We start from the raw sequence: 16,109 nt of genomic DNA, 5'->3' as shown, positions 1-16,109 counted from the left end.
TCTATAGCCATTCTGCTTCATCGTATTGGCAGCGCTTGCTCACCGATGCGTAGCGCGTTTGCGCCCGGCCACAGGAATTGGCCACGAAACACCGTTTGTGCCAGACCTAAGAATTAGATCAACAACACGGGAGATTCATATGATCAGTGCGGCTTTAGATATTCAGGGAGAACGTGCTCATCAGCAGGTCGGCGAAACGAGCGCTGTGAGCGCCCCCAGTCACCAATCGATCAGCGTACCAGGCACCAAGACGCTGACACCGGTGGCCAGCCAGAACCCTAACAAGAAGAAAGTGCTGTTCGTCACCTCGGAGATCGCCGATCTGGTGAAAACCGGTGGTCTGGGCGACGTTTCCGCAGCGCTGCCGCGAGCCATGGCTCACCTGCACGATGTGCGAGTGTTGATCCCCGGTTACCCGCAAGTGCTGCACAGCGAAAACCCGATTCATATTATTGGCGAGCTCGGTGGTCACGCCGCGTTGCCTCCCTGCAAGATCGGGCGCATGGACATGCCCGACGGTCTGGTCATTTACGTGTTGATCTGCCCCGAGCTCTACGAGCGCGAGGGTTCACCTTACGGTGCCAACAATGGCCGCGACTGGCCGGACAACCACATCCGTTTCGCCCGTCTGGGCCTGGCAGCCGCCGATATTGCCGCCAACCTCGCACAAATTCACTGGTGCCCGGACCTGGTGCACGCCCATGACTGGCCGGCAGGTCTGGCCCCCGCTTACATGCACTGGCGTGGACAGCGCACCCCGACGCTGTTCACCATTCATAACCTCGCCTACCAGGGCGTGACCAGTCTTGGCTCGTGCCCGGAATTGGGTATCCCCCTGCATGCCTTGCAACAGGAAGGCATGGAGTTCTACGGCAAGATGTCGTTCCTCAAGGCCGGCATGGCTTATTCGAGCCACATCACCACCGTCAGCGCCACCTATGCCCAGGAAATCACCACCCCGGCCTTCGGCTGCGGCCTCGACGGTTTTCTCGCCGCCAAGACCCAGCAAGGTCTGCTCAGCGGTATTCCCAATGGCATCGATGAAAGCTGGGACGCGGCCACCGACCCGCACCTGTTCTGCCCCTTCAAAATTGGCGATTGGGAAGGCAAAGCGGTCAACGCCGCCCACGTCCGTGACCTGTTCGGCCTGGAAGATTCCGAAGGTCCGCTGTTCGCCGTGGTTTCGCGACTGGTCTATCAGAAAGGCCTGGACCTGACGGAAGCCGTCTCCGAGTACATCGTCAAATCTGGCGGGCAGATCGCGATCATCGGTCGTGGCGAGCCGGAAGAAGAACAAGCCATGCGTGAGCTGGCCCTGCGTTTTCCAGGCCAGATCGGCGTGCGTATCGGTTTCAACGAAACCGACGCCCGTCGCATGTTCGCCGGCAGTGATTTCCTGCTGATGCCTTCGCGTTACGAGCCTTGCGGGCTGAGCCAGATGTACGCCCAGCGCTTCGGTTCGTTGCCGGTGGCACGCAACACCGGCGGTTTGGCCGACACCATTGAAAACGGCGTGACCGGTTTCCTGTTCGACGAATCCACGGCCGAAAGTTACCAGGAAGCCCTGAGCCGGGCCTTCAAGGTTTTTGCCTTCCCCGACCTGCTCAATGCCATGCGCTGCCGGGCCATGGCCGCGCCTTTCAACTGGTGCAAGGCGGTCGAACCATACGCCGAACTCTACGAAAAACTGGTGACCAAGGCACTGGGTAAATCGGGCAAACATTAAGAGGTTTTCAAAGATGCCGTTACGGACCCTTGAGACCTGGCCCCACGGCGCAATCATGCTGGACGCAGAGCACACGCGTTTTGCCTTGTGGGCGCCAGATGCGTTTTACGTCAGTGTCGAACTGGAAGATGGACAGTCCTTGCCACTCCTGCCCCAGGCAGATGGCTGGTTCGTGATCAACACCCGCTGCCCCGCCGGCACGCGTTACCGCTACAACATTGACGGTGAGCTGGAGGTGCCCGACCCGGCCTCCCGCGCGCAGGCCGGTGATATCGACCGCCACAGCGTGGTGGTCGATCCACTCGCGTATCAATGGCAACACAGCGCCTGGCGCGGGCGGCGGTGGAATGAGGCGGTGATCTACGAATTGCACGTCGGTGCGCTCGGCGGCTTCAGCGAAGTCGAGCAGCACCTGGCGCGCCTCGTGGAGCTGGGCATCAGCGCGATCGAACTGATGCCCCTGGCGCAGTTCCCCGGTGATCGCAATTGGGGTTACGACGGGGTTTTGCCCTACGCGCCCCAAGCTTCCTATGGCACTCCCGAACAACTCAAACACCTGATCGACACCGCCCACGGCCATGGCCTGGCGGTGATTCTCGACGTGGTCTACAACCACTTCGGCCCGGACGGCAATTACCTGCATCGCTACGCCAAAGGCTTTTTCCGCGAGGACAAGCACACCCCGTGGGGTGCGGCCATCGACTTCCGGCGGCGCGAGGTGCGGGACTTCTTCATCGACAATGCGTTGATGTGGTTGCTGGAGTACCGCTTCGATGGTTTGCGTCTGGACGCGGTGCACGCCATCGAAGATCCGGACTTTCTTCGGGAACTGGCGCAAAAAGTTCGCCAGCAAACCGATCCAGCCAGGCATGTGTGGCTGACCGTTGAAAACGAACACAACCAGGCCAGTCTGCTGGAAGAAGGCTACGACGCGCAGTGGAACGACGACGGCCACAATGCCTTGCACGTACTGCTGACCGGCGAAACCGACGCCTATTACGCCGACTATGCGCAAAACCCCACTGAACAACTGGCGCGCTGCCTGAGCCAGGGCTTCGTGTTTCAAGGCCACGTGACCCGTCACGGTACAACCCGTGGCGAGCCCAGCGGTCATTTGCCGCCCAGTGCTTTCGTGCTGTTTCTGCAAAACCACGACCAGATCGGCAACCGCGCCTTGGGCGAACGGCTGCATCAACTGGCCAACCCCGATGCGCTCACGGCAGCCACCGCATTACTGCTGTTGTCACCGATGATTCCGCTGATGTTCATGGGCGACGAGTTCGCCGCCGAGCAACCGTTCCTGTTCTTCACCAGCCATCACGGTGAACTCGCGGAGTTGGTCCGCGAGGGACGACGTAACGAGTTTGCCGCCTTCAGCGCGTTTGCTGATCCGCACAAACGCGAGCAGATTCCCGACCCCAACGCGCGCCAAACCTTCGAGGCTTCACGCCCCGAGCTGACATCAACCCGACCATCCGCCATGCACGACCTGTATCGCCAACTGTTGCAGATCCGCCATCAGCAGATCATTCCCCGCCTGCCCGGTGCTCAAGCATTGGGCGCGGACGTGCTGGGAGCAGGCGCAGTAACGGCGCGCTGGCGACTGGGCGATGGCAGCCAGCTGTGCATTGACCTGAACCTCAGCGACACGCCTGTGGTCCACTCCCCACAGGCCGACGCTTCGTTGTTGTTCGAATACCCGCCACAGTCAGCCGGTCTGTTGGATCAGGGCACGCTTGCCCCGTATTGCGCGCTAGTCAGCCTCACGGCCGCAGCCCCTTTGCTAACCCCGGATGGAGAGCGCCAATGAGCGATGCGCAACTGGAAATACTGGCCAGCCGAGCAGGCCTGGCAGTCGACTGGATCGACGCCAACGGCCGCCCACAGAAAGTCGCTCCATCAGTGCTACGCAACGTCCTCACCGGACTCGGCCACCCGGCCGGCAGCGCCCAGGAAATCGACGCCAGCCTGCTGGAACTGCAGCAGGTGCAGCAGACCCGACACCTGCCGCCGCTGCTGACCGCAGACTTCGGTGTCGGCCTCAGCCTGGCGCATTACTTTGAGCCCGAAACACCGTGCGAGATCCACCTTGAAGATGGCTCGCGACTCAACCTGAAACTGGATGCCGAGGCGATACTGCCCGGCCTGATCCCGGTCGGTTATCAGCACGTCAGCATCGACGGACAGGAATTTACCTTGGCCGTGGCACCGACGCGCTGCTACAGCGTCGGCGATGCCGTCGACAGTCCGATCCCCCGTGCCTGGGGCCTGAGCGTGCAGTTGTACTCGCTGCGTCGTCCAGGCGATGGCGGTTTCGGCGATACCCAGGCGCTGGAAGACCTGGCTCGGGTGGCCGGCGAACGCGGGGCCGAAGCATTGGCGATCAGTCCGCTGCATGCGATGTTCGGCAGCGACACCCAGCGTTACAGCCCTTATTCGCCGTCCAGCCGTTTGTTTCTCAACAGCCTGTACGCCGCACCGGGCGCCATCCTGGGTGATCGAGCGTTGCGGACCGCGATTGATGCAACCGGTCTGGCGGCAGAACTCAAGCACCTCGAAGCCTTGCCGTTGATTGATTGGCCGGTGGCGGCCGAAGCCAAACATCGTCTGTTGCAGGCGTTGTACGAAGGCTTTGTGCAGGGCGAACACCCGTTGCATGCCGACTTCAGCAGCTTCCGCCACGCCGCTGGTGAAGCCCTGGAAAACCACTGCCGCTTTGAAGCCATTCAAGAAGCCCTCGCCGCCAAGGGTGAAAGTCTCGACTGGCGGCATTGGCCCGAGCAATGGCAAAACCCGCGTAGCGCGGCCCTGGCCGAATTCGCCGAAGAGAACGCCGGACGCATCGGCTTCTTTGCCTTCTGCCAATGGCTGATCACGCGATGCCTGGAACGCGCACAAACCGCCGCCCGCAGCGCCGGCATGAGCATTGGCCTGATCGCCGATCTGGCGGTGGGTGCCGATGGCGGTGGCAGTCAGGCCTGGAGTCGTCAGGACGAATTGCTCGCCTCGCTGACCGTGGGTGCACCACCCGACATCCTTAACCGCACCGGTCAGGGCTGGGGGATTTCCGCGTTCTCGCCCGAAGGTCTGGTGCGCAATGGCTTTCGTGCCTTCATCGAAATGCTTCGCGCCAATTTTGCTCACGCCGGTGGCCTGCGCATCGATCACGTCATGGGACTGCAACGGCTGTGGGTGATCCCCAATGGCGCCTCACCCGCTGACGGCGCCTACCTCTATTACCCGGTGGACGACCTGCTGCGTTTATTGACCCTCGAGTCCCATCGGCATCAGGCTATCGTCCTCGGTGAAGACCTCGGCACCGTGGCTGACGGTCTGCGAGAAAAGCTTATCGCCCGCTCGATCCTCGGCATGCGCGTGCTGCTGTTCGAACAGGACAACGCGCACTTCAAAACCATTCTCGACTGGCCGGACAACGCCCTCGCCACCACCAGCACCCATGACCTGCCGACGCTCAACGGCTGGTGGCATGGCCACGACATCGACTGGAACGCCCGACTGGGCCTGGTCGATGCCCCCGGTGAAATCGAATGGCGCCACCACCGTGAACGCGAGCGTGAAGGCCTGCGTCGGGTGTTGAGCGAGGACCCGCAGAACTTTCGCGAAGAGTCCCATGAAACCGATCAGGTGCTCGACGCCGCGATACGTTTCCTCGGTCATACCCGTGCGCCGCTGGTGTTACTGCCGCTGGAAGATGCCTTGGGCATTGAACAGCAGGCCAACTTGCCCGGCACCACCGACACGCACCCCAACTGGTCCCGACGCTTGCCCGGCGACAGTGAAGCCTTGCTCGATGACCCGGACGCCGCCCGGCGCCTGGAACTGCTCGCCTGTGCGCGGCTTCAGGCGGCCGAGCGTGACCAATGAAGCAAACGCTTATCCAACCGCTGCGGGCAACCCTGCGGCTGCAGTTCCATAAAGACTTCACGCTGGACGATGCGGTGCCCCTGGTGCCGTACTTCGCCAGCCTCGGCATCAGCCATGTCTATGCGTCACCCCTGCTGAGCGCCCGCGCCGGTTCCATGCATGGCTACGACGTCGTGGACCCGACCACGGTCAACCCGGAACTGGGCGGCGAAGCGGCACTGCGGCGTTTGGTCAGCGCATTGCGCGAGCAGCACATGGGGCTGATCCTCGACATCGTCTCCAACCACATGGCCGTCGGCGGTGGCGATAATCCCTGGTGGCAGGATTTGCTGGAATGGGGACGCCTGAGCCCTTACGGCGAGTTCTTCGATATTCAGTGGCATTCGCCCGACCCGTTGATGGAAGGCCAGTTACTGCTGCCCTTCCTCGGCAGCGACTACGGCATCGCTTTGCAGGATGGCACCCTGCCCTTGCGCTTCGATGCGCAGAAGGGCTCGTTTTATGTCGAGCACTATGAGCATCACTTCCCGATCTGCCCGACGAATTACGGCGAACTGCTCAGAACCGATGACCCACTGAGCGCCGAATCGCTCAAGTCGCTGGCAGACCGCTTCAGCACCTTGAGCTACCAGACCGACGCCCATAGTCTGGCGATGCCGCTGAAAAGAGAGTTGCGTGAACTGGCAAGCGACCCGGCGATTCTGCAGGCCATCCAGCAAAACCTCAGCGCTTACGACTCGCTCACCGCCGAAGGTTTCCAGCGCCTGCACCAGTTGCTTGAACACCAAAGCTATCGCCTGGCCAGTTGGCGCACGGCGGCAGATGACATCAACTGGCGGCGTTTTTTCGATATCAACGAACTGGGTGGCTTGCGGGTTGAACGCCCCGCCGTGTTCGAAGCCACCCACGCGAAAATCTTCGAGCTGGTTGCCGAAGGCCTGGTTGACGGTCTGCGCATCGACCACATCGACGGCCTCGCCGACCCTCGGGGTTACTGCCGCAAATTGCGGCGGCGGGTCGACAGCCTGTCACCGGATCGGCACCTGCCGATCTACGTCGAGAAGATCCTCGGCGAAGGTGAAACCCTGCACCGTGACTGGTCGGTGGATGGCACCACGGGTTACGAGTTCATGAATCAGTTGTCGCTGCTGCAACACGCACCCGAAGGCGCCGACACCTTGGGCGAACTGTGGAATCGCTACAGCGAACGGCCCGCCGATTTCCGTCAGGAAGCGCAACTGGCCCGTCAGCAGATCCTCAACGGTTCCCTCGCCGGAGACTTCGAAAGCGTCGCCCAGGCCCTGTTGCAAGTGGCCCGGGATGACCTGATGACCCGCGACCTGACCCTGGGCGCGATTCGTCGGGCGTTGCAGGAACTGATCGTGCATTTCCCGGTGTACCGCACCTACATCAGTCCCCGTGGGCGGTCGGCTGAAGACGATGTGTTTTTCCAGCAAGCCATGGATGGTGCCAGGCAAACCCTCGGCGAGGCCGACTGGCCGGTGCTCGATTGCCTGGCCAGTTGGCTGGGGGGGGAGCCGTGGCGCAAACGCCCGTTGGGCCGGCCGCGCAAGATGCTCAAGCATGCCTGTGTGCGTTTTCAGCAACTGACGTCGCCGGCGGCTGCGAAGGCGGTGGAAGACACCGCGTTCTATCGTTCAGCGACGTTGCTGTCGCGCAATGACGTGGGCTTCAGTACCGAGCAGTTCAGCGCGCCGGTGGCCGATTTCCATGCAGCTTGCACCCATCGCCTCGAAGCATTCCCCGATAATTTGCTGGCCACCGCGACCCACGACCATAAGCGCGGCGAAGACACCCGCGCGCGCTTGGCGGTGTTGAGCGAGCGCAGTGCCTGGTACGCCGAGCAAGTACCGCTCTGGCAAGCCCTCGCCCGGCCCTTGCGCAACGATGACCTGATGCCGACGACGGGCGATGAGTTGATCCTCTATCAAGCGATCCTGGGCAGCTGGCCGCTCGATTTGCGCAGTGACGATCAAGCAGCGCTGGAGAACTACACTCAACGGGTGTGGCAGTGGCAACAGAAAGCCTTGCGCGAAGCCAAGTTGCAAAGCAGCTGGAGCGCGCCGAACGAGGCTTACGAACAAGCGGTTCAGCAATTCCTGCAACGTCTGCTTCTGAGCCCCGAAGGTGAGCTGTTACGTGCGGCCCTCGGCAAAGCAGCCAAGAGCATCGCCGTCCCCGGCGCACTCAATGGATTGGCGCAAACCTTGCTGCGCATGACCGTGCCGGGGGTACCGGACCTCTATCAGGGCAACGAGTACTGGGACTTCTCGCTGGTCGATCCAGACAACCGCCGGCCGGTGGATTACGCCAGCCGTCAGCATTCGATGCAGACGCCATTGGAACTGCCCGAATTGTTGGCTAACTGGCGTGACGGGCGCATTAAACAAGCGCTGATCGCTCATGTGTTGAACCTGCGGCTCGAGCACACCGAGCTGTTTCGGCGAGGGACGTATCAAGCCCTTGAAGTCGTCGGCAGCCAGGCTCACCGGGTGCTCGCATTTGCTCGCGCGCTGGAAGGAAAACGCGCCATCGTGATCGTGCCGATACGCTGCGCCGAATTGCTGAAAAACAGTGCCGAGCCACGGATTGAAGCGCCGCTGTGGGGCGATACACGGGTCAAATTACCGTTCACCCACCCTGATGCACATTTGAAGGGACTTTTTTCACGCACAGCAGTCACACCCCAAAGGGAGCTGAACATCAGCGCCGCGCTAGGGGATTTCCCAATCAATGTTTTTATCCAAACTACCCCTTGAGTTCAGTTCAGGAGCATTGCGATGAGCACTAACGATAAACGCATCCGCGAATTCGCTTATCAGATCTGGGAATCGGAAGGAAAACCCGAGGGTCAGGAAGCCCGCCACTGGGAGATGGCTCGCAAACTGGCTGAAGCCGAAGCCCTGGCACCGAGCAAATCGCCAAAAGCCGCTGGCAGCAAAACCACCGGCACCAAGGCCCCTGCCAGCAAACCCAATGGCAAGGCAGCGGAGCCAAAAACCAAAGCCAAGCCCGCCGCTGCCTCCAAGGTCATCCCGCCGGGCGAAAAAACCAACGAGAAGAAGCCCCGAGCAGCGCGTAAACCGCCCGCTGTCTGACGCCTCTCACCTGTGTCCTGATTGACCTCGTGGCGAGCCTTCTCGCCACCGAGGGCTCGCTCGCCCTCAAAAAAAACCAGAGCCAAGAACTGTCCCCCCTTTGCAGGAGCACCTATGACCAGTCCGAAGAAAGCCGCGCCAGAACCTCAGGTCGAGGCCTCGCGAATCCGTGAAGGCTTGCCCTTCCCGCTGGGCGCGACCTGGGATGGCCTGGGGGTCAACTTCGCCTTGTTTTCCGCCAATGCCACCAAGGTCGAGCTGTGCATCTTCGATGATGCCGGCGAGGTCGAACTGGAACGCATCGAACTGCCGGAATACACCGACGAGATCTACCACGGCTACCTGCCCGACGCGCATCCGGGGATGATCTACGGCTACCGTGTCTACGGCCCGTACGACCCGGCGAACGGTCATCGCTTCAACCCCAACAAACTGCTGATCGACCCCTACGCCAAGCAATTGGTCGGCCAGTTGAAATGGTCCGAAGCCCTGTTCGGCTACACCATCGGCCACCCCGACGCCGACCTCAGTTTCGATGAGCGCGACAGCGCCCCGTTTGTACCCAAGTGCAAGGTGATCGACCCGGCTCACACCTGGGGCCGCGACCATCGGGTCAGCGTGCCGTGGGACAAGACGATCATTTATGAAACTCACGTGCGCGGCATCAGCATGCGCCACCCTTCCGTCTCCGAGAACCTGCGTGGCACCTTCGCCGGGTTGATGGTCGATGACGTGCTGGAACACATCCGCAAGCTCGGCGTGTCGACGGTGGAATTGCTGCCGATCCATGCCTTCGTCAACGACCAGCATCTGTTGCACAAAGGCATGACCAATTACTGGGGCTACAACAGCATCGCGTTCTTCGCCCCCGACCCGCGCTACCTGGCCAGCGGCAAGATCGACGAGTTCAAGGAGATGGTCGCGCACCTGCACGAAGCCAATCTTGAAGTGATCCTCGACGTGGTCTACAACCACACCGCCGAGGGCAATGAACAAGGCCCGACCCTGTCCATGCGCGGCATCGACAACGCCTCCTACTACCGCTTGATGCCCGAAGACAAGCGCTTCTACATCAACGATTCCGGCACCGGCAACACGCTGGACCTGAGTCACCCGTGCGTGCTGCAAATGGTCACCGACTCCTTGCGCTATTGGGCTTCGGAAATGCACGTCGACGGTTTTCGCTTCGACCTGGCAACCATTCTCGGGCGCTACCACGATGGCTTCGACGAACGTCACAGCTTCCTTGTGGCCTGCCGTCAGGACCCGGTGCTGCGCCAGGTGAAGATGATTGCTGAAGCCTGGGATTGCGGCCCCGGTGGCTATCAAGTCGGTAACTTTCCGCCCGGCTGGGTCGAGTGGAATGACAAGTTCCGCGACACCGTGCGTGCGTTCTGGAAAGGTGACGATGGCCAACTGGCGGACTTCGCCAGTCGCATGACCGCTTCCGGCGAGATGTTCAATCAGCGTGGCCGGCGGCCGTATGCCTCGGTGAACTTCGTCACCGCCCACGACGGTTTCACCCTGAACGACCTGGTGTCGTACAACGACAAACACAACGAAGCCAACGACGAGAACAATCAGGACGGCAGCAACAACAACCTGTCCTGGAACCACGGCGTCGAAGGCCCGACCGACGATCCCGAGATCAATGAGCTGCGTCAGCGGCAGATGCGCAATTTCTTTGCCACGCTGCTGCTGTCCCAAGGCACGCCGATGCTGGTGGCCGGCGACGAATTCGCCCGCACCCAGGAAGGCAACAACAACGCCTATTGCCAGGACAGCGAGATCGGTTGGGTCAATTGGGACCTGAGCGAAGACGGCAAGGCCCTGCTCAAGTTCGTTAAACGCCTGATCAAGTTGCGCCTGACCTACCCGATCCTGCGTCGTGGCCGCTTCCTGGTGGGCAATTACAACGAGGACATCGGCGTCAAGGACGTCACCTGGCTCGCACCGGATGGCAGCGAAATGTCCACCGAACAATGGGAGGAAGGCCATGGTCGCTGCCTCGGCATGCTGATGGATGGCCGCGCCCAGGAAACCGGTATTCGTCGCAAAGGTGCTGACGCCACCCTGCTGTTGGTGGTCAACGCGCATCACGACATCGTCAATTTCCTGCTTCCGGAAGTGCCCGACGGCGGTTTCTGGACCTGCATGATCGACACCAATCAACCGTCGATTCGGGGTCAGGAACGCTTCGAGTTCGATCACGAATATTCGGTCACGGGCCGTTCGCTGCTGCTGTTCGAATTGCAGCGTGAGGAAGAAGAGTGAAATGGACCTTCAGGGATTTCTCCAGCGTCAGCCCGCGGATTACGCCGGCACTCAGGCGTTAGGCCGGTGCCTGCGGGCGCTGGTTGAGGCGGGTCTGGACCAGCTTCCACTGCCTGGCGGTGGCCAGACACTGGAGCGGTTTCAGCGTCTGGCCGAGGTCGGCGGGCATGATCTGGGGTTGTGCAAGTTGTACGAGGGCCATACCGATGCCTTGGCGATCATCCAGCAACTCGGTGGTTCACCGACGCCTTCCAGCACGTGGGGCATGTGGGCCGCAGAACCACCGCAAGCGCGCGTGCAAGTCAGGCCACAAGGTCAGATGGTTGTGTTGAATGGGCGCAAGGCCTGGTGTTCAGGTGCTTCGGTGTTGAGTCACGCGTTGCTCACGGCATGGGATCATCACGACCGGCAGCAATTGGTTGCGGTGGCGCTGGATCAACCCGGCGTGACCGTTACGGATCAGGGCTGGCAAGCCGTCGGAATGGGTACCACCGGCAGCGTCGAGGTGCTGTTCGAAGGCGCCGAAGCACAAGCCATTGGCAACCCCGGCGATTACCTGCAACGTCCCGGCTTCTGGCAAGGCGGAATCGGCATTGCCGCTTGCTGGTACGGCGCGGCACAGAGCATCGCCGAACGCCTGCGCAGCCATTGCGCTCAACGTGAAGAACCCCACGCCCTCGCCCACCTGGGCGCGGTCGACAGTGCGCTGCATGCTGCCGCCGAAGTATTGCGCGTCAGCGCATTGATGATCGACGCCGCTCCGCTGGACGACACCGAACTGCTGGCCCGGCGCGCCCGCGCGGTGGTTGAACACGCCGCCGAACAGGTTATCCGGCATGTCGGCCACGCACTCGGTGCCGGCCCCTATTGCAAGGATCGACAGTTCGCCCGACTGATCGCCGACCTGCCGGTATTCCTGCGTCAAAGCCACGCCGAACGGGATCTTGCAGTGCTTGGGCAGAAAGCACTTTCGGGGACATGGGCGTTATGAAAACCAATCCAATAGTCGGCCAGGGAACGCCTCTGCATTTATGGCAAACCTCAAGCCATCTGGCGCAGTTGCCAGTGACCGACATCCTGACGCTGGTGCCGGAAGGCTCGCGCGCCGTGATCATCGCCCCCCATCCGGATGACGAAGTGCTGGGTTGCGGTGGCTTCCTGCAATTGCTCGCTGCGGCCGGCCGGCCGCTGCAACTGATCTCAGTCACTGATGGCAGTGCCAGCCATCCCGGCTCCAAGCGCTGGCCGGTGGAACGCCTGAGCGCAGTCCGCCCGCAGGAATCGGCCCAGGCCTTGCGCCGTCTCGGCCTGCCATTGCACAGCCTGAAATGGCTGCGCGGTGGTTTCGCCGACAGTCAGGTGGCGGCACGGGAAGGCGAGTTGTGCGAGTTCATCGAACGTCATCTGCGGCCCAACGACGTGGTCTTTACCACGTGGCGTGAAGACGGCCATTGCGATCACGAGGCCGTGGGGCGTGCCAGTGCCGAAGCGGCAAAACGGGTGGGTGCTGCGCTGCATGAGCTGCCCGTCTGGACCTGGCACTGGGCAACCCCTGAAGACAGTTTTGTGCCTTGGCACCGGGCACGAAAGATTATGTTGGCCCCGGCGCTGGTGGCGCGCAAACGTCACGCCATTCATGCCTTCGCTAGCCAACTGGAGGGCGACCCGAAAATCGGCTTGCCACCGGTGCTGGCACCGTATGTGCTGGACCGGTTACTGCAACCGTTTGAAGTGGTGTTTGTATGAGCATCGAGGATCGCTATTTCGACGGTTTGTTCGCCGGCAACGATGATCCCTGGGCGTTCCGTCAGCGCTGGTACGAACAGCGCAAACGCGCCATAACGCTGGCCGCGCTGCCCCGACCGCACTACCGCGCGATCTTCGAACCCGGTTGCGCCAACGGGGAACTGAGCGCTGATCTGGCCACTCGCTGCGATCGCCTGTTGTGTTGCGATACGGCTGCCACCGCCGTGGCACTGGCGCGTACTCGCCTGAGTCTGTTCGACCATGCCGAAGTCCGCCAAAGCCGCCTGCCGAAGGATTGGCCGAACGAGCAGTTTGACCTGATCGTGCTCAGCGAAGTCGGCTATTACCTGGATGCCGAAGACCTCAAGCACCTGATCGGACACGCCGCCCGGTCACTGACTGCCGACGGCCAGCTCCTGGCCTGCCACTGGCGCCCACCGATCGATGGCTGCCCGCTGAACGCCCGACAGGTGCATGACCTGCTTCACGAACAGTTGCACTTGCCGCGCCTGGTCCTCCATCAGGAGGCCGATTTCCTGTTGGAACTCTGGAGCCGTGAACCGCGCTCCGTGGCCGCGCTGGAGGGCTTGCGATGATTGGCATTTTGATCCCGGCGCATAACGAAGAAGAGTTGATCGAGCAGTGCATACGGGCCGCCCTGCGCGCCGCGTGCCATGAACGGCTGGAGGGTGAAACGGTCCTGGTGCTGGTGGTGCTCGACAGTTGCACTGACCGATCCTCAGAGATTGTTGACAGTTACCCAGTGCACAGCCTGGCGATCGAGGCGCGTAACGTCGGCCAGGCGCGCGCCGCGGGTGCACGGTTTCTACTGGATCGGGGGGTGCGCTGGATTTCCTGCTCCGACGCCGACAGCCGGGTCGCCAAGGACTGGCTGGTGGCGCAACTGGACCTCGGTGCCGACGCGGTCTGCGGCACGGTCACGGTGGATGCGTGGCACGCGTCATTTGATGAGTCGGCGCAAATTCGCTATCACCAGCATTACCAGGCCCGTGAAGGTCATCGGCATATCCACGGTGCCAATCTGGGAATCAGCGCTGAAGCTTACCGGCGTGCCGGTGGTTTCGAGCCGCTGGCCTGCGACGAAGATGTACAACTGGTGCGGCAACTGGAACGCTGCGGGGCGAATATTGCCTGGAGCCAACGTCCGCAGGTGCTCACCAGTGCTCGACTGGACAGCCGCGCACGGGGGGGATTTGGTGATTTTTTGCGGGACATGGTGCAGGTCGGATAAAAAAACGTACCGGATTGAACATCGAGGCGACGAATAGCGTGACATGAGCAATACTCTGCTCGCGGCAATCCAGGGTTTGGAGCGCTGCACATTGCTATCAACGAGAACAAGGACGTAGCCATGAAATCGGTCTCCATCAGTGAAAGCATCCCGCCAGTACAAATCTGGAACAGCGCCCCGCAACTGGACAACATTCCTGTCATCAGCACTCAGACCCTGGTCCCCGCCGGCGCACGCGCTGTAGTGATTGCCCCACACCCTGGCGATGAAGTCGTGACCTGCGGCGGCCTGTTGCAGTTGCTCAGCGCCTTGGGTCATCCCCTGCAATTGATCTCGATTACCGACGGCAGCGCCAGCCATCCGGGCTCGCAACAGTGGTCGGAGAAACGCTTGAGCGTGTTCCGCCCCCAGGAAAGCCTCGAAGCCTTGCGCCGGCTCGGGCTGCCGATGCACAGCCTCAAATGGATTCGTGGCGGCTTCACCGACAACGCCCTGGCCGAACGGGAATTTCAGATGACTCAATTCATTGCCCGTTATTTACGCCCCGGGGATGTGGTGTTCAGCACCTGGCGCGAGGATGGCATTGTCGACCATGACGCCGTCGGCCGGGCTAGCGTCAAGGCCGCGACCATGGTCGGGGCGGCGTTCAACGAAGTACCGGTCTGGGCCTGGCACCGGCCAACGCGTGATCGAGGACTCATCCCGTGGCATCGCGCGCGCAAGGTTCGTCTGGACACCTGGACCGTCGCGCGCAAAAGCCACGCCACCCACGCCTATGCCAGCCAGCTCGACGGCGAGCCGGCCATCGGCCTCGCCCCGCTGCTGCCGCCGGTGCTTCTGGAGCGGATACGGTTGCCCTACGAAATTGTCTTCGTCTGAAGATCAAAAGATCGCAGCCTCCGGCAGCTCCTACAGGTGTGCGCGCGACATGTAGGAGCTGCCGGAGGCTGCGATCTTTTTGCTTCACATAGACCTAGCGCAAATCCCACTGAACTGCCCGCCGCTGCATCAGTCGCATACATAACCAGTCCTGATTCAGAGGAGTGAACGTGACCAGTGATTCCAAGTGGCAGCCCGTCGAATCATCTCCATTGAACACGCCCCCGGCGATTCATCGACTGAGAGTATTGACGGTCAACACCCACAAGGGCTTTACCGCATTCAACCGACGTTTCATTCTCCCGGAACTGCGTGAAGCGGTACGCAGTACATCGGCGGACCTGGTGTTCCTGCAGGAAGTCGTCGGTGAACACGACCGCCATTCCACTCGCTACAACGATTGGCCGCAGACCTCACAATACGAGTTCCTGGCCGACAGCATGTGGAGCGACTTCGCCTACGGTCGTAACGCGGTCTACCCCAACGGTCACCACGGCAATGCCCTGTTATCGAAATACCCGATCCGCGAACACCGCAACCTCGACGTATCGATCACCGGCCCCGAACGTCGTGGCTTGCTGCATTGCGTACTGGACGTCCCGGGCCACGCCGAAGTCCATGCGATCTGCGTTCACTTGAGTCTGTTGGAAAGCCATCGCCAACTGCAGCTCCAGCTTCTCTGCCTACTGCTCGAATCGTTACCCGTCGATGCGCCGGTGATTATCGCTGGCGACTTCAATGACTGGCAGCTGCAAGGCAACACCGCCCTCGCCCGACGCGACTACTTGCATGAAGCCTTCGAGCGCCACCACGGTCGCCCGGCGAAAACCTATCCGGCACGCTTTCCGCTGCTACGCCTGGACCGGATCTACCTGCGCAATGCCAGCAGTCATGAGCCGCAAATACTGGGGCACAAGCCCTGGACGCATTTGTCGGATCACTTGCCGTTGGCGGTGGAGGTGCATCTTTGAAATAGCCAAATCTCTGTAAATGCCATGCCCGGAAAGGAAATTAGTTGCCCTACCTGTTATTTGTGACAGTAGCCGCCTTCAAAATCTGTTGTTACGGTGCGCGTGTTCGTACCTGTTGCATGTACGGACATACAACCGTAGCAGCCAACGTTGCCGAAGGTTTTCCAATTCGGGTACCGGTATTACCGATGTCGTCTCGCAATTCGCGCTGCCAAGGACGTCTGAAACTTTTTCACTCATGACGAGTGAAGGGATCG

12 protein-coding genes are annotated in these 16,109 nt (G+C 61.3%); all 12 read left to right on the top strand.

Translation table 11 applies throughout. From position 1 onward, the window contains the following. Positions 1 to 139 precede the first annotated feature (139 nt). The 12 genes from glgA to ACA059_RS15055 all read left to right on the top strand — a co-directional run bounded on the left by glgA (position 140) and on the right by ACA059_RS15055 (position 15,852). Positions 140 to 1,726 (top strand): glycogen synthase GlgA, encoded by a 1,587-nt coding sequence (gene glgA / locus ACA059_RS15110; protein ID WP_497634553.1) that lies wholly within the window; start codon positions 140 to 142, stop codon positions 1,724 to 1,726. A 13-nt stretch (positions 1,727 to 1,739) separates the two neighbouring features. Then, complete coding sequence (gene treZ / locus ACA059_RS15105; protein WP_497634552.1) at positions 1,740 to 3,536, top strand: malto-oligosyltrehalose trehalohydrolase; 1,797 nt, start codon at positions 1,740 to 1,742, stop codon at positions 3,534 to 3,536. Then, complete coding sequence (gene malQ, locus ACA059_RS15100; protein ID WP_497634551.1) at positions 3,533 to 5,611, top strand: 4-alpha-glucanotransferase; 2,079 nt, start codon at positions 3,533 to 3,535, stop codon at positions 5,609 to 5,611. Before treZ ends, malQ begins: the two co-directional genes overlap by 4 nt. Continuing rightward, positions 5,608 to 8,391: a malto-oligosyltrehalose synthase gene (locus tag ACA059_RS15095; protein WP_497634550.1), complete on the top strand. Its 2,784-nt coding sequence runs from the start codon at positions 5,608 to 5,610 to the stop codon at positions 8,389 to 8,391. Before malQ ends, ACA059_RS15095 begins: the two co-directional genes overlap by 4 nt. 21 nt (positions 8,392 to 8,412) lie before the next feature. Then, positions 8,413 to 8,730, top strand: a complete 318-nt coding sequence (locus tag ACA059_RS15090; RefSeq protein ID WP_497634549.1) for a DUF2934 domain-containing protein — start codon at positions 8,413 to 8,415, stop codon at positions 8,728 to 8,730. A gap of 114 nt (positions 8,731 to 8,844) precedes the next feature. Further along, positions 8,845 to 11,004, top strand: coding sequence for a glycogen debranching protein GlgX (glgX, locus tag ACA059_RS15085; protein WP_497634548.1), 2,160 nt, complete (start codon positions 8,845 to 8,847; stop codon positions 11,002 to 11,004). A 1-nt stretch (position 11,005) separates the two neighbouring features. Continuing rightward, positions 11,006 to 11,995 carry an acyl-CoA dehydrogenase family protein gene (locus tag ACA059_RS15080; protein ID WP_497634547.1) on the top strand — a complete coding sequence of 330 codons (990 nt, stop codon included), beginning with the start codon at positions 11,006 to 11,008 and terminating at the stop codon, positions 11,993 to 11,995. Further along, positions 11,992 to 12,750 carry a PIG-L deacetylase family protein gene (locus ACA059_RS15075; RefSeq protein ID WP_497634546.1) on the top strand — a complete coding sequence of 253 codons (759 nt, stop codon included), beginning with the start codon at positions 11,992 to 11,994 and terminating at the stop codon, positions 12,748 to 12,750. Before ACA059_RS15080 ends, ACA059_RS15075 begins: the two co-directional genes overlap by 4 nt. Further along, complete coding sequence (locus ACA059_RS15070; RefSeq protein WP_497634545.1) at positions 12,747 to 13,346, top strand: SAM-dependent methyltransferase; 600 nt, start codon at positions 12,747 to 12,749, stop codon at positions 13,344 to 13,346. Before ACA059_RS15075 ends, ACA059_RS15070 begins: the two co-directional genes overlap by 4 nt. After that, positions 13,343 to 14,002 (top strand): glycosyltransferase family 2 protein, encoded by a 660-nt coding sequence (locus ACA059_RS15065; protein ID WP_497634544.1) that lies wholly within the window; start codon positions 13,343 to 13,345, stop codon positions 14,000 to 14,002. The genes ACA059_RS15070 and ACA059_RS15065 overlap by 4 nt, the downstream gene beginning before the upstream one ends. Positions 14,003 to 14,122: 120 nt before the next feature. Then, the gene (locus ACA059_RS15060; RefSeq protein ID WP_497634543.1) at positions 14,123 to 14,881 is read left to right on the top strand and encodes a PIG-L deacetylase family protein; all 759 of its coding nucleotides are present in this window, start codon (positions 14,123 to 14,125) and stop codon (positions 14,879 to 14,881) included. Positions 14,882 to 15,051: 170 nt separating this feature from the next. Continuing rightward, positions 15,052 to 15,852 (top strand): endonuclease/exonuclease/phosphatase family protein, encoded by an 801-nt coding sequence (locus ACA059_RS15055; RefSeq protein WP_497634542.1) that lies wholly within the window; start codon positions 15,052 to 15,054, stop codon positions 15,850 to 15,852. Positions 15,853 to 16,109 lie beyond the last annotated feature (257 nt).

This window comes from Pseudomonas sp. LBUM1647 (assembly GCF_059716175.1).
Note: the sequence above shows the minus strand (reverse complement) of the source record. Positions and strands in the feature narration are given on the sequence as shown.